17 protein-coding genes are annotated in these 16407 nt (G+C 70.9%); 8 read left to right on the forward strand and 9 right to left on the reverse strand.

Annotated elements, in window-relative coordinates; all coding sequences use genetic code 11:
* The first annotated feature begins 86 nt into the window (after positions 1 to 86).
* From ACFFGY_RS15025 to ACFFGY_RS15040, 4 genes are all read left to right on the forward strand, one after another.
* Positions 87 to 593, forward strand: coding sequence for a type III secretion system chaperone family protein (locus ACFFGY_RS15025; RefSeq protein WP_377045317.1), 507 nt, complete (start codon positions 87 to 89; stop codon positions 591 to 593).
* A complete protein-coding gene (gene proC / locus ACFFGY_RS15030) occupies positions 593 to 1390 on the forward strand; it encodes a pyrroline-5-carboxylate reductase (RefSeq protein ID WP_377045318.1) in 798 nt (265 codons plus the stop codon). The genes ACFFGY_RS15025 and proC overlap by 1 nt, the downstream gene beginning before the upstream one ends.
* A 70-nt stretch (positions 1391 to 1460) precedes the next feature.
* Complete coding sequence (locus ACFFGY_RS15035) at positions 1461 to 2273, forward strand: TetR family transcriptional regulator (RefSeq protein WP_377045319.1); 813 nt, start codon at positions 1461 to 1463, stop codon at positions 2271 to 2273.
* 96 nt (positions 2274 to 2369) lie between these two features.
* Positions 2370 to 2876, forward strand: a complete 507-nt coding sequence (locus ACFFGY_RS15040) for a phasin family protein (protein ID WP_377045320.1) — start codon at positions 2370 to 2372, stop codon at positions 2874 to 2876.
* Positions 2877 to 2936: 60 nt separating this feature from the next.
* On the opposite strand, the gene ACFFGY_RS15045 is transcribed toward ACFFGY_RS15040, so the two are convergent.
* Complete coding sequence (locus tag ACFFGY_RS15045; RefSeq protein WP_377045321.1) at positions 2937 to 3131, reverse strand: DUF4169 family protein; 195 nt, start codon at positions 3129 to 3131, stop codon at positions 2937 to 2939.
* Between the two features lie 44 nt (positions 3132 to 3175).
* On the opposite strand from ACFFGY_RS15045, the gene ACFFGY_RS15050 reads away from it, so the two are divergent.
* The 4 genes from ACFFGY_RS15050 (at position 3176) to ACFFGY_RS15065 (ending at position 5745) form a co-directional block, all read left to right on the forward strand.
* A complete protein-coding gene (locus ACFFGY_RS15050) occupies positions 3176 to 3841 on the forward strand; it encodes a dienelactone hydrolase family protein (RefSeq protein ID WP_377045322.1) in 666 nt (221 codons plus the stop codon).
* On the forward strand, positions 3838 to 3999 hold the full coding sequence (locus ACFFGY_RS15055) for a hypothetical protein (protein WP_377045323.1): 162 nt from the start codon (positions 3838 to 3840) through the stop codon (positions 3997 to 3999). Before ACFFGY_RS15050 ends, ACFFGY_RS15055 begins: the two co-directional genes overlap by 4 nt.
* A gap of 169 nt (positions 4000 to 4168) precedes the next feature.
* The gene (gene selD / locus ACFFGY_RS15060; RefSeq protein WP_377045324.1) at positions 4169 to 5215 is read left to right on the forward strand and encodes a selenide, water dikinase SelD; all 1047 of its coding nucleotides are present in this window, start codon (positions 4169 to 4171) and stop codon (positions 5213 to 5215) included.
* Between the two features lie 185 nt (positions 5216 to 5400).
* Positions 5401 to 5745: a hypothetical protein gene (locus tag ACFFGY_RS15065; RefSeq protein WP_377045325.1), complete on the forward strand. Its 345-nt coding sequence runs from the start codon at positions 5401 to 5403 to the stop codon at positions 5743 to 5745.
* A gap of 15 nt (positions 5746 to 5760) precedes the next feature.
* Here ACFFGY_RS15065 and ACFFGY_RS15070 read toward each other — a convergent pair whose 3' ends face one another.
* Genes ACFFGY_RS15070 through fdnG form a run of 8 tightly spaced genes read right to left on the reverse strand, consistent with a single transcriptional unit; the run spans position 5761 to position 16149 of the window.
* Positions 5761 to 6141, reverse strand: a complete 381-nt coding sequence (locus ACFFGY_RS15070) for a hypothetical protein (RefSeq protein ID WP_377045326.1) — start codon at positions 6139 to 6141, stop codon at positions 5761 to 5763.
* Entirely contained in the window at positions 6138 to 8150 is a 2013-nt protein-coding gene (gene selB / locus ACFFGY_RS15075) for a selenocysteine-specific translation elongation factor (RefSeq protein WP_377045327.1), read from the reverse strand. The genes ACFFGY_RS15070 and selB overlap by 4 nt, the downstream gene beginning before the upstream one ends.
* Entirely contained in the window at positions 8147 to 8974 is an 828-nt protein-coding gene (locus ACFFGY_RS15080; protein ID WP_377045328.1) for a tetratricopeptide repeat protein, read from the reverse strand. The genes selB and ACFFGY_RS15080 overlap by 4 nt, the downstream gene beginning before the upstream one ends.
* Positions 8961 to 10379, reverse strand: a complete 1419-nt coding sequence (selA, locus tag ACFFGY_RS15085; protein WP_377045329.1) for an L-seryl-tRNA(Sec) selenium transferase — start codon at positions 10377 to 10379, stop codon at positions 8961 to 8963. Before selA ends, ACFFGY_RS15080 begins: the two co-directional genes overlap by 14 nt.
* A gap of 4 nt (positions 10380 to 10383) precedes the next feature.
* On the reverse strand, positions 10384 to 11325 hold the full coding sequence (fdhE, locus tag ACFFGY_RS15090; RefSeq protein WP_377045330.1) for a formate dehydrogenase accessory protein FdhE: 942 nt from the start codon (positions 11323 to 11325) through the stop codon (positions 10384 to 10386).
* 51 nt (positions 11326 to 11376) lie between these two features.
* Positions 11377 to 12057: a formate dehydrogenase subunit gamma gene (locus tag ACFFGY_RS15095; protein ID WP_377045331.1), complete on the reverse strand. Its 681-nt coding sequence runs from the start codon at positions 12055 to 12057 to the stop codon at positions 11377 to 11379.
* Complete coding sequence (gene fdxH, locus ACFFGY_RS15100) at positions 12057 to 13010, reverse strand: formate dehydrogenase subunit beta (protein ID WP_377045557.1); 954 nt, start codon at positions 13008 to 13010, stop codon at positions 12057 to 12059. The genes ACFFGY_RS15095 and fdxH overlap by 1 nt, the downstream gene beginning before the upstream one ends.
* 58 nt (positions 13011 to 13068) lie before the next feature.
* Positions 13069 to 16149, reverse strand: a complete 3081-nt coding sequence (gene fdnG / locus ACFFGY_RS15105; RefSeq protein WP_377045332.1) for a formate dehydrogenase-N subunit alpha — start codon at positions 16147 to 16149, stop codon at positions 13069 to 13071.
* Between the last annotated feature and the right edge of the window lie 258 nt (positions 16150 to 16407).

Here is a 16407-nt window from a genome sequence, read left to right on the forward strand (position 1 = left end):
AGTATCAACCTGTAGGGGTTACCCCCGCCGAGTCCCGCAAGACCCGGTGGCCATGCCCCCATATCAGGACGGGAAGGACGAGCCACATGACCGCTCCACTCGCCCTCGGACGCCGGGAAAAGGCGTCTAACCCCCTCGACGTGGTGGAACAGATCGTCGCGGCCAATGACTGGGCCTTCGACCGACGTTCCCCCCGCGAAATGGCCGCGGAGGCCCCGGGGAAGTGGTGCGACTACGGGTTGCACTTCGCCTGGTCCAACGAGATCAGCGCCATGCACTTCACCTGCACCTTCGACATGAAGGTGCCGCCCGAAGCGCGGCCCAAGCTGCATGAGTTGCTGGCGCTGGCCAACGAGAAGCTCTGGATCGGCCATTTCGGCCTCGATGCCGAGGACGGCGTGCCGGTATTCCGCCACGCGGTGCTGCTGCGCGGTGCGCCCGGCGCCTCGGCCGAAAGCCTGGAGGACATGGTGGACATCGCCATCACCGAGTGCGAGCGCTTCTTTCCCGCCTTCCAGTTCGTCCTTTGGGGCGGCCGCACGGCCGAGGACGCCCTGCAGGCCTCGCTGCTCGACTGCGCGGGCGAGGCCTGATGACGCGCCTCCCGCCCGTGTTGCTCGTCGGCTGCGGCAAGATGGGCGGGGCCATGCTCGCGGGCTGGCTGGCGCACGGGGTCGAGGCCGCGTTCGCGGTGGACCCCCAGGCCAGCACCGTGCCCGAGGGCGCCCGGCTGGTGCCCGATGCCGCGGCGTTGCCGGCGGAGTTCCGCCCCGCCGCCGTGGTGCTGGCGGTGAAGCCGCAGATGGCGGCCGAAACGCTGCCGCTCTACCGCCGCTTCGCCTCGGATGCGGTGTTCGTGTCGATCATGGCGGGGCAGACCACGGCCGGCATCGCCTCGCTGCTGGGCAGCGGGGCGGCGGTGGTGCGTGCCATGCCCAATACCCCGGCCGCGATCGGGCGCGGCTTCACCGCCGCCTTCGCCGCGCCCGCCGTATCGGAGGCGCAGCGTAGCCTGAGCGGCACGCTGCTGGGCGCGGTGGGCGAGGTCGCCTGGTTGCCGGAAGAAGGGATGCTCGACGCGGTCACCGCCGTGTCCGGCGGCGGCCCTGCCTACGTTTTCCTGCTGGCCGAGCTGCTGGAGGCCGCGGCGGTGGACCAGGGCATCCCGCCCGACCTCGCCCGGCGCATGGCCCGCGCCACGGTGGCGGGCTCCGGCGCCCTGCTGGAACGCAGCCCCGAGGATGCCGCCGTGCTCCGCCGCAACGTCACCAGCCCCAAGGGCACCACGGAACGGGCGCTGGCGGTGCTGATGGCCGACGAAGCCTGGCCGGCGCTGGTGCGGCGCGCGATCGCCGACGCGACGGCGCGGTCAAGGGAACTGGCGTCCTGAGCGCCGCCTCGCCGCATCCCCTCCGTATCGTGATCTTGGCGGAACGGCGGATCACGCCGACATGGGGCGCATGACCGATAAGACCGACGCCGATCCGGCGTTTCTGGATGCATCCGCCGGAACGGCGGTTCTGGATGCCCTGTGGCGCGTGGTGGCTGAGCGCGGCTGGCACGGCGTGACCTTCCGGCTGATCGCCGAGGAGAGCGGCCAGCCGCTGGACGCGCTGCGCACCCGCTACCCCACGCCGCACGCGCTGCTGGCGGCCCATGCCCGGGCGGTGGACGCCGCGGTGCTGACGGGCACCATGGCAAACCAGGGTGGCACGGCGCGCGACCGCATCTTCGACCTGCTGATGCGACGCTTCGACGCGCTGGCCCCGCACCGCGAGGGCATCGTGCGCTTCCAGCGCGACCTGCGGCAGCACCCGATGCTGGCGCTGTCGCTGTCGCCGATGCTGATGGCCTCGATGGCCTGGATGCTGGAAGGGGCGGAGGTCGATACCTCCGGCCTGAAGGGCGCCATGCGCGTGCAGGGCCTGGCCGGGGTGTGGATCGCGGCCTCGCGCGCCTGGGCGGACGACACCACGGTGGACCTGGGGCCCACCATGGCGGCGCTGGACCGGGCGCTGGACCGGGCCGAGCAGGTGGCGCGCACGCTGCGCCTCGACGACGGCGACCTGGGCACCGCGCCGGCGATGGACGAGCCGCTGGCCGATCCCTTTGACGCGCCGCCGGAGGATGGACCCCTATCGGGTGGGCCGCTGGCTGGCGGGCCGGCCGGGGGGGCTTCCGCCGTGCCGCCTTCGGGCCCATCCTCGTCCCCGTCCGAGACGGAGCCGCCGATCATCCCGATCAACCCGGTGGATCCGAAGCACGGACAATAAGGACGGGAAACAGCAAACGGGGATCCCCGCCGCTGTGACGCGACGCCGCTTCCTGCGTTGAACTCCCGCAAGGAAAAACGTTCCGGAGGAAGAACTGTGTCCGACACCCCATTCAACAATCCCGCCAGCGGTACCTCCGGCAGCGGTGGTTCCGACAGCGGCAGTTCCGCCACGTCGGCGGTCAGCGCGGTCATGGACCCGCTGCGGCTCTTCAAGGATATGCGAATGCCCGCCATGCCGGACCTCGAAGCCCTCGCCTCGGCGCAGCGGCGCAACCTCGAGGCACTGAGCGCCGCCAACCGCGTGGCGCTGGAAGGCGCGCAGGCCGTGGCCAAGCGCCACATGGAGATCCTGCAGCAGTCCATGTCGGAAATGACCGACGCCATGCGCTCGGTGGGCGACCTCAGCGACCCGCAGAACAAGGCCAGCAAGCAGGCCGAGGTCCTCAAGAACAGCTATGAGCGCGCGGTGGGCAACATGCGCGAGATCGCCGACCTTATCCAGCGCAGCAACACCGAGGCGATGGGGCTGCTGAACCGCCGCTTCACCGAGGCGATGGAAGAGGTCCGCACCCTGGTGGCACGCAAGGACGGCCAGGGCTGAAGGGCAGGCGCCGAAACCGACGGCGCTGAAGTGGCGGCTGCAGGACGGGGCCGGGCGGCCTCAGCGCTTCGGCGGCTCCCCGGGCTCCAGCCGGGCGCCGTCGAGCAGCGCCTGCCGCTGCTGCTCGACGGCGCGGTCGGCCTTCTTCTGCGCGCCGGTGCGCCCGAAGCTGGCCCGGTTCGCAGCCGCCTGCCGGTCGTGTTCCGCGGCCTTCTTCGCCTTGCGGACGCGGGCGAGATTAATGACTTCCACCATGGCCGCAGGATAGGATGGTGGCAGGGGTTCAGGGAGCCGCTTTCATGCAGATCGAGCTCGAGGCCAGCGACGGCCACAGGTTCGGTGCCTATCGCGTCGGACCGGCCGACGCCACGCGCGGGTTGGTGGTGGTGCAGGAAATCTTCGGGGTGAACCCGCATATGCGCCGAGTCTGCGACCATTACGCCGCCATGGGCTTCGCGGTGGTCTGCCCCGCCCTGTTCGACCGGGCCGAGCGCGGTGTCGAGCTGGGCTACGGCGCCCAGGACCGGCAGCGCGGCATGGCGCTGCGCGCCAAGGTGCCCGATGCCGGCGCGATGGCCGACATCGCCGCCGCGGCCGCGGCCCTGCCCACCGGTGCGCGGCGCGGGATCGTCGGCTACTGCTGGGGGGGCACGATCGCCTGGTGGGGCGCGACGCGGCTGCATGACTTCGCGGCGGCGGTCGGCTACTACGGCGGCGGCATCGCGGCCACGCGCAACGAGGTGCCGAACTGCCCGGTGCAGCTGCATTTCGGGGAAAAGGATGGCGGCATCCCCTTGAGCGACGTGGAGCTGATCCGCGCTGCCCAGCCGGAGGCGGAGATCTACGTGTATGACGGCGCCGGCCACGGTTTCGCCTGCGAGGACCGCGACTCCTACGACCCGCCCTCGACCTCGGTGGCGGAACATCGGACCCGCCTCTTCCTGGACCGGGTGATGCCCGCATGATCAAGCGACTGATCCTCTTCGCCTTCCTGCTGGGCCTGCTGGTCTGGATCCCGATGGTGGCGCCGCACGGCTTCGGGGCGCCGCCGCTGCTGGTGGTGGGCCTGCTCGGCGTGGCGGTGCTGCTGACCTTCTGGCGCCGCACCCAGTACGACGACTGAAGGGCATCGGGCGCGGTTCTGCGGGGCTGACCCCCGGCGAGGTCGCATCGCGGCACTTCGCGAATCGCGCACCGGCAACCATCTCTCCCCCATCCGGTCCCATCGGGGTGCCTGCGCGGTCGCCATCGCACGGGCGCCTCGTCGCCCGGGCCACGAACGGAGAACACGCATGTCCGGCACGATCCCGCGGCTGACCGAACTGGCGCATGGCGGCGGCTGCGGCTGCAAGCTGGCGCCCGCGGTGCTGCAGCAGCTCCTGGCCGACCAGCCGGCGGCGCAGGGCTTCAGCCAGCTCCTGGTGGGCACGGAAACGGCCGACGACGCCGCGGTGTGGCAGGTGGACGAGAACCTCGCGGTGATGGCCACCACCGACTTCTTCATGCCGATGGTGGACGATCCGCGCGACTTCGGCCGGATCGCGGCGACCAATGCCATCTCCGACATCTACGCCATGGGCGGGCGGCCGATCATGGCGCTGGCGATCCTGGGCATGCCGGTGAGCAAGCTGCCGCCCGAGACCGTGCGGGCGATCCTGCAGGGCGGCGCCTCGATCTGCGCCGAGGCCGGCATTCCGGTGGCCGGCGGCCACTCGATCGACGCGCCGGAGCCGATCTACGGGCTGGCGGTGATCGGGCTGATCCGGCCCGACCAGGTGCGGCGCAACGCCGGCGCGCGCGCGGGCGACGCGCTGATCCTGACCAAGGGAATCGGGGTCGGCATCTATTCCGCCGCGATCAAGCGGCAGGCACTGCCCGACGGCGCCTACGGGGAGATGATCGCCTCCACCACCCTGCTCAACCGCGTGGGGGCGGAGCTCGCGGGGGATGCGGCGGTGCACGGCATCACCGACGTCACCGGCTTCGGGCTGCTGGGCCATGCGCTGGAGATGGCGCGGGGCTCAGGCCTGTCGCTGCGCATCCGGCGCGACCGGGTGCCGGTGCTGCAGCAGGCGGCGGCGCTGGCGGAGGCCGGTTTCGTGACCGGCGCTTCGCACCGCAACTGGGCCAGCTACGGCAGCGGCGTGGAACTGCCGGAAGGCTGCCCCGACTGGCAGCGCGCGCTGTTGACCGATCCGCAGACCTCGGGCGGGCTGCTGATCGCCTGCGCCCCCGAAGCGGCCGAGGCGGTGGTGGAGCGAATCCGCGCCGCGGGCTATCCGCTGGTGCGCCAGATCGGCACCGCGGAGGCCGGGCCGGCGCGCGTGGTGGTGACCTGAGGTCGCCCAACGCGTTGAATGGGGGCGCGTTGAGGGATCAGGCGGGCCCGCCGTGACGGCGCCCCGCGGCCGGGTCCGTTCCGCCGGGCTGGATCACCGGGCTGGCGCCGGCGGAACACAGGCCGGCGCGACACAACAGGATAAACGGCGCGGCCGCGTAGCCGGCCGCCGCGAGGAACAACGAGATGCGTTTCCAGGCCAAGATCACGGTTCTGCTGCTGGCGCTGACCGCCGCGCCGCTCCTCCCCGCGCTGGCGGTGGCGCAGGACCATCCGCCCTCGGGGCAGTCCCTCCAGGGACCGGGCGACTGCGGCGGCAGCAACCGGGCACAGCCCGCGACCAACCCGGCGCGCGAGAGCCGCGACGGTACGGCGCCGGGCAATGCCGGCTCCACGGGCTGGACCGGCGGCACCGGCGGCTCGCATATCGGCACCAACACCAACGGCGCGCTGCCCAGCTCGCCCACCTGGCAGCCGCCCACCGCGCGCGGGTTGGACCCGATCGCGGCGCGTCCCCGCGCGGCCTGCTGAGGCCGCCCGGCCGCCTCAGTGCGGCTTGCGCTCCTCGAGGCGCAGCCGCAGCCCGTCGGCGTTGAAGAACTCGCCGTCGCGGATCAGCGAGCGGTCCTCGTGCAGCTTGCGGGTCAGGGCGGCGAGGCGGGCCTTCGCTTCGTCGTCGCGCACCAGCCCTTCGCGCCCGGCGCGGAAGAACACCACGGCCGACCAGTCCACCCGCGCTCCGGCGAAGAGCGACAGCATCTCGGGCCAGCGCGTCTCGTCGCCCACCACGTGCAGGTAGGCGGAGCGCAGCGGCTCCACCGTAGCCTCGGTGATCCGCAGCAGCACGAAGAGCACGGTGAAGGAGCCGGTCTCGGCGTAGGTGTCGGCGAGCCACTCGTCGAAATCGGTGGCGATGGGCGGCGTCACGGCGTGCTCCGGCTCGGCGGGGTGGAGGATGGCTCGCCCCCGGCGGGCGCGGAGGCCGGCTGCCCTGGCTGGGGCGCCTCCCCTTCCCCCGGCGTGCCGAACAGGTCGGCCCGGTGCGGGTTGATGCGGCGCAGGTCGCCGCGCCGCAGCGTCACGCCGAGGCGATCGAAGAAATCGAGGATCTGGATCGCGACCTTGCGGCCGTTGTCCATGCGGTCGCGGAAGCTGGCGGCGGTGAAGATGCCGTCCTCCGCGTGGCGGGCGACGTCGCGGGCGATCTCCACCATCTCGGCGGTGGTGGCGCGCAGGAAGAAGTGGTCGTGCGCCACCTGGTCCACCCGCCCCAGTCGGGCGCAGGCCTTGAGCACGCGCCGGACCTCCGTTTCCGCAACCCCGAACTCGTTGGCGATGTCGCGCACGCGCGGCGGGCGGAAGCGGGCTTCCCCGCCCAGCAGCGGCACGATGCGGCTGAACAGCGCCTCGTCCGCCGGGTCGAGCCGGACCTCGTGCGTCGGCAGGCGCAGGAAGGCACCCTCGGGCACCACGGCGCCGTCGCGCGCCAGCCCGTCCAGCGCGGCGCGAAAGGCCGGCGCCGGCAGGCGGGGCTGCACCAGCAGGCGCAGGCGTTCGCGCCCGATGCCCTGTAGGTCCGGGTTTTCCTCGTGGAAGCGGGCGATCTCGCCGAGGAGGCTGCTGCGGAAGCCTTCCCAATGCGCAAGCGAGAGCGCGACGGGGGTGTCGGCCCCGATCAGCACGGCCCCGGCAGCGGCGGCCATGCGCCGCGCCTCATCGGCGCGCAGGGCGTGGTCGCGCGCGAAGTTGTTGAGCTCCACCTGGAAGGGCGCGACCTCCAGCAGCCGCGCGAAGGCGTCGGCCGGGGTCGGCTGCTGGAGGGCTTCGAGCTGTGCCAGGCGCTCGGGCGCGCGTCGCCGGCGTGCCGGGGGGCGCAGGTCGAGGAACCGGCCGCCGCCGACCGTCCGCTGCGCCGACACGTCGCGCAGGATGAAGCGGTCGCCCGCCGCCGCGGCGATGGGGTGGTCGAGCGCCAGCTGCACGAGGCCCTCCGCACCAAGCTCCAGCGGTCCCGCCAGCGGCATCACCCGCACGCCCACCTCGGCGCTGCCGTGATGGAGGTGCGCCGGAAAGGCGTTGCTCAGCGGGCGCGCCTCGCTGGCGAGGACGCGGAAAACGGCGTCAATGCGGTCGGTCGGCGCGTGCAGCGCCGGGTCGAGCACGGTGTCGCCGCGGCCCACGGCCTCGCGGCTGATGCCGTCGCCCACGAGGTTGAGGGCGCAGCGCTGGCCGGCCACGCCGCGGGTGGCGGGCCGGTTCTGCGCGTGGATGGAGCGGACCCGGGCGGTCAGGCCGCCGGGGCTGACCACCACGTTGTCGCCCACCGCGACGGCACCGGACAGCACCGTGCCGGTGACCACGGTGCCCGCGCCGGCCAGCGTGAAGGAGCGGTCGACCGACAGGCGGAAGGCGCCGCTCTCGCCCGGCGGCGGGGTCGCGGCTTCCGCCTCGGCCAGGGCCTGGCGCAGCGCCTCGATCCCCTCCCCGCTGCGCACCGAAACCGGCACGATCGGCGCATCCGCCAGCCCCGTGCCGCGCAGCAGGGCGCGAAGTTCCACGCTGACGGCCGCGCGCCGGTCCCGGTCCGCGAGGTCGGCCTTGCTCAGCGCCACGATGCCGCGCCGGATGCCGAGCAGGTCCAGGATCGCCAGGTGCTCGCGGGTCTGGGGCATCACGCCGTCATCGGCCGCCACCACCAGCAGGGCGAAGTCGATGCCGCCGGCGCCGGCCAGCATGGTGTGGACGAAGCGCTCATGCCCCGGCACGTCCACGAAGCCCGTGACCTCGCCAGCCTCGCCGGGCAGGTAGGCGAAGCCGAGGTCGATGGTGATGCCGCGCGCCTTTTCTTCCTTCAGGCGGTCGGTATCGACGCCGGTCAGCGCCCGCACCAGCGCGGTCTTGCCGTGGTCGATGTGCCCGGCGGTGCCGACGATCATGCGCCCGCCGCCTCCCGCTGCGCGGTTGGGGCGGCGTCCAGGGGCAGCGCCGCGCGCCGTGCGGCCTCGGCCTGGCCGGCCTCGTCCAGCGTGGCGCGGACGGGGCCGAGAAAGGGGCGCGCCAGCTTGCTGTTGCCGGCCTGGGCGCGCAGCAGCCAGTGCAGCGCTTCCACCGGATCGGCCGCGACGCCGGCGCCCATGTGCAGGGCGGCGCCCAGCATCGCCTGCCCGTCCGCCTCGCCCAGCGCCGCCGCCCGGCGCCACCAGCGCGCGGCCTCGGCCACGTCGCGCTCCACGCCGAGCGCGTGGTGGTGCAGCAGGCCCATCCGCGTCATGGAAGCGGCGATCCCCTGCGCCGCCGCGAGGCCCGCCCAGCGTCGTGCTTCGGTCGGGTCGGAAGGGATCACCTCACCCTCGAGCAGCATCCAGCTCAGCATGTCCTGCGCCAGCGCGTCGCCGGCCTCGGCGGCCTGGCGGTAGAGCGCGGCGGCGCGGGCGGGGTCGGGATCGATGCCCTGCCCCTCGGCGCCGCGCAGCAGGAAGTCGGCCAGGTTGCGCTGCCCGGGGGCGTAGCCAGCCTCCGCCGATAGCGTCAGCCAGCGCAGCGCCAGCGTGGCGTCCACGGGAACGCCGAACCCTTGCGCGAAGCAGGTGCCGATATTGGTCTGCGCCCGCGGGTTGCCGGCGCGGGCCAGCGGTTCCCACAGCCCCAGCGCCGTGGCGTAGTCCCCCTGGCGGAAGGCGGCCAGCGCCTCGGCCATGGGGTCCGGCGCCGGGGTTGGCGCGGGCGGCGCGGCGCGGCGGAAGCGGTCAAGCCAGCGCAAGGCTGGGGTCCCGGGGCAGCGCGGCCACGGTGTCGAGGAGGCCCTCCTCGTCCTCCAGGCAGCGCAGGTCGAGGATCAGTGCGCCGTCATGCACCCGCCCGATCACCGGGCGCGGCAGGGCACGCAGGGCGGCCGCCAGCGCCTCGAGATCGCGCCCGCGCGGCACGGTGAAGCGCAGCGCGAAGCTCGGCAGCGTGTCGGTCGGCAGGGCGCCGGAGCCGACCTGGCTCCGGCAGGCGCAGGGTTCCACCGTGAGGCCGGGCGGCAGGATCGCGGCGACCCGGGGCAGGAGGCGGCGGGACTGCGCCTCGATTTCCGCCGCCGATCGACGCAGCAGCCGCAGCGTCGGCAGGCGGTCGGCCAGCCGGTCCGGGTCGCGGTACAGGCGCAGCGTGGCTTCCAGCGCGGCAAGGCGGATCTTGTCCACCCGCAGCGCCCGCTTCATCGGGTTGCGGTTCACGGCGGCGATCAGGTCGCGCCGCCCGACGATGAAGCCCGCCTGCGGTCCGCCCAGCAGCTTGTCGCCGGAAAAGGTCACGAGGTCCGCGCCCTCGGCCACCGTGTCGCGCACCGTGGGTTCCCGCCGCAGTCCCCAGCGTGACAGGTCCACCAGCGTGCCCGAGCCCAGGTCGTTGAGCAGCGGCACGCCCGCCTCGCGCGCGATGGCGGCCAGGGCGCCGCCGTCCACCTCGGCGGTGAAGCCCTCGATCCGGTAGTTCGAGGTATGCACCTTGAGCACCAGGCCGGTCTCGGGCCCGAGGGCGTTGCGGTAGTCCTTCGGGTGCGTGCGGTTCGTGGTGCCGACCTCGACCAGCCGGACGCCGGCGCGGGCCATGATGTCGGGCATGCGGAAGGCGCCGCCGATCTCGATCAGCTCGCCACGCGACACCACCGCGTCGCGCCCCTGCCCCAGCGTGTTCAGCGCGATCAGCACGGCGGCGGCGTTGTTGTTGACCACCGTGGCGTCCTCCGCCCCGGTCAGTTCGCACAGGAGGGCGCGGAGGTGGTCGTCGCGCTCGCCGCGCCGGCCGGTGTCGAGGTCGAACTCCAGCGCCACCGCGTCGCGCATCGCGGCGGTGGCGGCTTCCACCGCCGCTTCCGCCAGGAGGGCGCGGCCCAGGTTGGTGTGCAGCACCGTGCCGGTGAGGTTAAACAGCGGGCGCAGGTTGGAACGGTCTCGCGCTTCCAGCCGCTCGGTGGCGCGGCGCAGGATCGTGGCGAGGTCGGGCAGCGGACCGGCCAGCGCGGCCCCGGCGCGGAGTTCCGCCAGCACCGCGCGCACCGCGGCGGTCAGTTCCGTGCGACCGAAGCGATCCGCCGCCGCCAGGGCATCCGGCGCGCCCAGAACGCGGTCCACCGAGGGAAGCGCGCGCAGCGCCGCCTTGTCCCCCATCTGGTCGGGCACGGCGTTAGTAGCCGATCAGGAAGGGATCGAAGCCGGCGCGGCGGTACTCGGTTTCGCGCATCAGCAGGTCGAGGCCCAGGCTGCCCACGTCGTCGGCGACGGGCTCCAGCGACGGGTTCCTGTTGGCATAGAAGATCTTCACCCAGCTGTGGCAGGTGTCGCAGGTTTCCGCCTTGACCGTCGGCTCCTCGGGCTTGCCGTTCGCCCCGGGCTCGGCCTCCGGCGCCTTGTAGCCGACGCCCTTGGTGGAGCCGCAGGCGAGGCACTTCACCCGGACCTCGTTCCACTGCGTGCCGCAGAAGGCGCAGGCGGCGTAGCGGGCATTCTCCGCACCCTGCCAGCCGACCACGCGCGAGGACACCGGCGGCCCGCCGCAGCAGGGACACAGCCCCGTTTCCACCGGCACGAGCCGCGCCGCGTCCAGCGTCGCCGCCAGCCGTGCGGCATGGACCTGGATCGCGGCCGACAGGAAAAGGTGCTCCGGCAGCGCCTCGAAGGGCGTGGCATCGGCCATGACGTTGTCGATCATCTCGCGCAGCGCGGCAGGCGCCGCGGCGCGCAGCGTGGCCAAGCCGGCGGCGGCCTGGGCCGGCATCTCGATCGCCGCCGCGGCGTCGAGGAAGCGCGCCACCGTCTCGTGCAGCGCGGGCGAGCCCGCCAGCGCGTTGCGGTCGAGCGGCGGCATGGTGGCGGCGCGGGCGCGCTCCACCTGCGCCGGGTCGATCGGCTCAATGGTCGGGAGAGCGGCCGCGAGCGCCGCCTGCGCCTCGCAGAGCCGGGCCAGGAAACGCAGGTAGGGCGCCAGCGGGTTGCTTTCCGCCAGCAGCGCGAAACGCTCCGCCCGCGTGCGGAACAGCGGCGCGGGGTCGGGCAGGATCGCGAAGGCGGGCTTGATCATGCGCCCGATCATCGAGGGATCGGGCTGGAGGCTGTTGGTGCCGGACATTGATAACCTTTCGGGCCGGACCGGCCACGACGTCTCGGGGGATGACCCGGCCTACTCGGCCGGGCCCACCTTGCGACGCCCGTTCAGTTCACGCAGCCACTTGCGGTGGTGCCGCCAGGCCCAGCCGGCGGTCACGTCGCCGCGCGTCATGGCCCGCAGCGTGCCACGCGTCCAGATGGCGGCGTAGACGTGCAGAATAAAGACGCAGATCGCCAGCACCGCCGAGATGGAATGCACCAGGATCGCGACGCGCTTGGTGGGGACGCTGAAGTACTCGCCGAAATACTGGTCCCAGACCACGATGCCGGTGGCGATCAGCAGCAGGATGAGGCCCGCCATGCTCCAGAAGATGAACTTCTGGCCGGCATTGTACTTGCCGAGCTCCGGCAGGCGTTCCTCGTTGCCCGAGATCAGGTCGCGGAAGCGCGACAGCCACACGATGTCCACCCGCTGCGGCAGGTTGGCCCGCCACAGCTGCAGGAAGAAGACGTAGAAGCTGACGAACAGCACCACGCCGATCCAGGGATGGAAGGCGCGCGTGTTCTGCCCGCCCCCGAACAGGTCGGTCAGGAAGTAGAGCGCCGGCGTGAACAGCGCCAGGCCCGAGATCGCCAGCAGCATCAGGCTTGCCGCCGTGATCCAGTGGTTGAGGCGCGCCAGCGGGCCGTAGCGGCCCACCGTGCTCGGCCGCCCGGGGCGGATCACGTCCCCGGGCTGGATCCGCTCGACCATCAGGTGCGCTCCCCGGGCTCAGCGACGGTGGCGTCGTTGGGCGGCGGCACGGGCTTGCCGGCCACCAGGTCCTCACCGTGCTCGTCATCCTCGTGCGTCACGCGGTTCGGCTTGGCGAAGACGCCGTGCACGATGCTGCCGATCGCCAGCATGCCCATCGCGGCCATGCCGACATACTTGGTGACGCCCTTCCAGCTCTGCACCAGCGGCGAGATCCGGGGGTTGTCGGGCAGCCCGGCATAGATGCTCGGCTTGTCGGCGTGGTGCAGCACGTACATCACGTGCGTGCCGCCGACGCCCGGCGGGTCGTAGAGGCCGGCGTTGCTGTAGCCGCGCGACTTCAGGTCCTCGATCCGCTCCGCCGCGTGCTTCTTCATGTCCTCCTTGGTGCCGAACACGATGGCCTGGGTCGGGCAGGCCTTGGCGCAGGCCGGGCCCTGGCCCACCGCCACGCGGTCGGAGCAGAGGGTGCACTTGTAGGAACGGTGGTCCGTCTTGGACACGCGGGGGATGTTGAAGGGGCAACCCTTCACGCAGTAGCCGCAACCGATGCAGTTCTCGTGGATGAAGTCCACGATGCCGTTGGAATACTGCACGATCGCGCCCGGCGCCGGGCAGGCCTTGAGGCAGCCCGGGTCGGAGCAGTGCATGCAGCCATCCTTGCGGATGAGCCATTCCAGGCTGTCGGTGTCGGGGTTCACCCATTCGGTGAACCGCATCAGCGTGAACATGTTCTCCGTGAGGTCGTGGGGGTTGGTGTAGACCCCCACGTTCTCGCCTACCTCGGGGTTGGTGTCGTTCCACTCGATGCAGGCCGACTGGCAGGCCTTGCAGCCGATGCACTTCGACACGTCGATCAGCTTGGCCACCGGCGTCAGCTGCCGCGTCGGCGGCGGCAGGTCCGCCGTCGCCGAGCGCCGGATCAGGTCCCCATGACCGAGATTGCTGGCCATGGGCTGGGACGGCGGGTTGCTGACCGCCGTGCGTGGACTGTCCATCATGCTGCCACCCTCACGACACCGCCTCGGGCGACGTGGTCGGTTCGATGTTCACCAGGAACGCCTTGGAGCTCGGCGTCTCGATGTTGGCGTCGCCCACGAAGGGCACGAGCGAGTTCGGGCCCCAGCCCTTCTTCGCCGAGCCCGTGAAGCCCCAGTGCAGGGGGATGCCGACCACGTGCACGTCCCGGCCGTCGCAGTGCAACGGGCGGATGCGCTTGGTCACCACCGCCTTGGCCTTGATCGAGCCGCGCTTGTTCCACACGCGCACCCAGCCGCCGGCCTCGATGTTGCGCAGCTTCGCGAGCTCCTCCGAGATCTCGACGAAGAACTCGGGCTGCAGCGCGGAATTCACCCGGTTGTGCTTCGTCCAGTAATGGAAGTGCTCGGTCAGCCGGTACGAGGTCGCCGCGAAGGGGAACTCGGCCGCATTGCCGAAATCCTTCACGTCATTCTGGAAGACGCGGGCGACGGGGTTGCCGCGCATCTTCCGGTTGAAGACGTTCTCGACCGGGCTCTCGAAGGGCTCCATATGCGCCGGGAAGGGTCCGTCGCGCATCATGCCGCGGGCAAAGAGCCGCGACACGCCTTCCTGGTTCATGATGAAGGGACCGACGTCGCCAGGCTTCGCGTTGGGCGCGATGTCCGGCACGTCGTAGCCCGCCCACTTCGCACCGTCCCACTCGATGATCTTGCGGGACGGGTCCCACGGCTTGCCGTTCAGGTCCGCCGAGGCACGGTTGTAGAGCGTTCGGCGGTTGAGCGGCCAGGCGAAGGTCCAGTTGAGATAGGCACCGGTGTTGTCCGGGTCGTGGTTGTCCCGGCGCGCCATGTTGTTGCCCGCCTCGTTGAAGCAGCCGGAATAGATCCAGCAGCCGCTCATGGTCGAACCGTCGTCCGCGAGCTGCGAGAAGTTCAACACCTGCTTGCCGGCCGGCACGAGCACCTTGCCCGGGTTCGCAGGGTCCATGACGTCGGTGAGCGCCCGCCCGTTGATCTCCTTCGCCAGTTCCTCCGGCGTCGGCTCCTCGGGCTCCTTGTACTCCCAGCTCAGGTGCAGGATCGGGTCGGGGAAAGCGCCCCCTTCCGTCTCGTAGAGCTTGCGCATGCGCAGGAAGATCTGCGCCATGATCCAGGTGTCGTGCTGCGCCTCGCCCGGAGGCGAGCCGCCGGCCCAGTGCCACTGCAGCCAGCGACCGGAGTTGACGAGCGAACCCTCCTCCTCCGCGAAGCAGGTGGTGGGCAGCTGGAACACCTCGGTCTGGATGCTCTTGGGATCCACGTCGTTGTAAACGCCGTGGTTTTCCCAGAAGCGCGACGTTTCCGTCTCCAGCGGGTCCATGGTGACGAGGAACTTCAGCTTGCTCAGCGAAGCGGTGATCTTGGCCCGGTTCGGGAAGGCCAGGATCGGGTTGAAGCCCTGGCAGATGTAGCCGTTGACGCGCCCGTCGTTCATCAGCTCGAACATGCGCAGGATGTCGTAGGCCGGCACGTCGAGCTTGGAGAGATAGTCGTAGCCCCAGCCGTTCTCGGCCGTGGCGTGCTCACCCCACATCGCCTTCTGGAAGCTCACCATGAACTTCCGGTAGTTCTGCCAGTAGCTGGTCTGGCCAGGGCGAAGCGGCTTGAACTGCCGCGACTTCATGTAGGTCTCGAAGTCGGGCTCGGTTTCCGTCGGCTGGTTCAGGTAGCCGGGCAGCAGGTGCGACATCAGCCCCAGGTCCGTCAGGCCCTGGATGTTGGAATGCCCGCGAAGCGCGTTCATGCCGCCGCCGCGCACGCCGATATTGCCCAGGATGAGCTGGAGCATCGCCATGGCGCGGATGTTCTGCGAACCGTGCGAGTGCTGCGTCCAGCCGAGCGCGTACATCGACGTCATGGTCTTGGTCGGCGACGAGCACTCCGAGATCATCTGCGCGACGTGGAGGAACTTGTCCTTCGGCGTGCCGCAGATGCGCTCCACCATCTCGGGCGTATAGACCGAGACGTGCTGCTTCAGCAGGTTCCAGACGCAACGGGGGTGTTCGAGCGTCGGGTCGGTGACCGCGAAGCCGTCATCGCCGATGACGTAGTCCCAGCTCGACCGATCGTAGTCGCGCTTTTCCTCGTCGTAGCCCGTGAACAGCCCGTCCGAGTACCCGAAGCCGTCCTTCACGATGTAGGACGCGTTGGTAAAGTTCTTGGTGTATTCCCACTGCACCTTGTTGTTCTGGATGCAGTAGTTGATCACGCCGTTCAGGAACGCGATGTCCGATCCCTGCCGGATGGGCGCGTAGAAATCCGCCACCGACGCGGTACGGGTGTAGCGCGGGTCCACGACGATGAGCTTGGCGCCGCGGTGGGCTTTCGCCTCCGTGACCCACTTGAATCCGCACGGGTGTGCTTCCGCCGCATTGCCGCCCATGACGACGACGAGGTCGGTGTTCTTGATATCGGTCCAGGCATTCGTCATCGCACCACGACCAAAACTCGGGCCCAAACTGGACACCGTGGGGCCGTGTCAGACGCGCGCCTGGTTATCGAATCCTACGATACCGAGGGTCTTGGCGACCTTGAAGGTCAGCCAGGCCGTCTCGTTGGTGGTGGCCGAGGCCGCGAGCATGCCGGTGGTGGTCCAGCGGTTGACCGTCAGCCCGTCATTGTTCTTGGCGAGGAAGTTCGCGTCGCGATCGTCCTTCATCAGGCGCGCGATGCGATCCAGCGCCGCGTCCCAGGAAATCGGCTCGAAGGTGTCGGAGCCCGGCTTGCGGACCCTGGGCTGCGTCAACCGCGTCGGCGAGTGGACGAAGTCCTTCAGCGCCGCGCCCTTGGGGCAGAGCGTGCCGAGGTTCGTGGGGTGGTCCACGTCGCCCTCGATGTGGACGATCTCGGCCTGCTCGCCCTTCCGGACGTCACCCTTGGAATACAGGATGATGCCGCAGGCCACCGAGCAGTACGGGCAGGTGTTTCGGGTTTCGGTGGTGTTCGCGAGCTTGAACGTCCGGACATGGGCGGCGACGGCGGCTTCCGCCTCACCGAAGCCCATCGCCCCCAAGGACGTGGCCGCGACACCCGCACCCGTGGCCTTCAGAAGGCCACGCCGCGAGAGTTCCATAATCGCTGGATCCCCTGTTCAGGCAGAGTGGAGTAACTGACAGCGTAAATGGAAGCGGAACGCTCGGTCGTCAATCCAAAGGGACGGACGGGCCTTCACGATTGTCTTGGTCGACTCAAGTTGACAGCGATTCTCATCTTAATGCTTCCGAAATCCGATTTGATAGTGCAACGGAACTGCCGGTTGTCCTTGTCGCGCTTGCTCCCTCACTTCGACGGCGAGCAGGGCGCAGCCCCCCCCCCCCTTCCTCGGGGTCGG

Origin of the sequence: Roseomonas elaeocarpi, from assembly GCF_042433915.1 — a bacterium.
GTDB classification, from domain to species: Bacteria; Pseudomonadota; Alphaproteobacteria; order Acetobacterales; family Acetobacteraceae; genus Roseomonas; species Roseomonas elaeocarpi.

Bases quoted from the DNA above. Each gene is read 5' to 3' on its own strand.
- ACFFGY_RS15025 (WP_377045317.1), top strand. From the start codon at position 87: ATGACCGCTCCACTCGCCCTCGGACGCCGGGAAAAGGCGTCTAACCCC.
- proC (WP_377045318.1), top strand. From the start codon at position 593: ATGACGCGCCTCCCGCCCGTGTTGCTCGTCGGCTGCGGCAAGATGGGC.
- ACFFGY_RS15035 (WP_377045319.1), top strand. From the start codon at position 1,461: ATGACCGATAAGACCGACGCCGATCCGGCGTTTCTGGATGCATCCGCC.
- ACFFGY_RS15045 (WP_377045321.1), bottom strand. From the start codon at position 3,131: ATGGTGGAAGTCATTAATCTCGCCCGCGTCCGCAAGGCGAAGAAGGCC.
- ACFFGY_RS15050 (WP_377045322.1), top strand. From the start codon at position 3,176: ATGCAGATCGAGCTCGAGGCCAGCGACGGCCACAGGTTCGGTGCCTAT.
- ACFFGY_RS15055 (WP_377045323.1), top strand. From the start codon at position 3,838: ATGATCAAGCGACTGATCCTCTTCGCCTTCCTGCTGGGCCTGCTGGTC.
- selD (WP_377045324.1), top strand. From the start codon at position 4,169: ATGTCCGGCACGATCCCGCGGCTGACCGAACTGGCGCATGGCGGCGGC.
- ACFFGY_RS15065 (WP_377045325.1), top strand. From the start codon at position 5,401: ATGCGTTTCCAGGCCAAGATCACGGTTCTGCTGCTGGCGCTGACCGCC.
- selB (WP_377045327.1), bottom strand. From the start codon at position 8,150: ATGATCGTCGGCACCGCCGGGCACATCGACCACGGCAAGACCGCGCTG.
- fdhE (WP_377045330.1), bottom strand. From the start codon at position 11,325: ATGTCCGGCACCAACAGCCTCCAGCCCGATCCCTCGATGATCGGGCGC.
- ACFFGY_RS15095 (WP_377045331.1), bottom strand. From the start codon at position 12,057: ATGGTCGAGCGGATCCAGCCCGGGGACGTGATCCGCCCCGGGCGGCCG.
- fdxH (WP_377045557.1), bottom strand. From the start codon at position 13,010: ATGGCCAGCAATCTCGGTCATGGGGACCTGATCCGGCGCTCGGCGACG.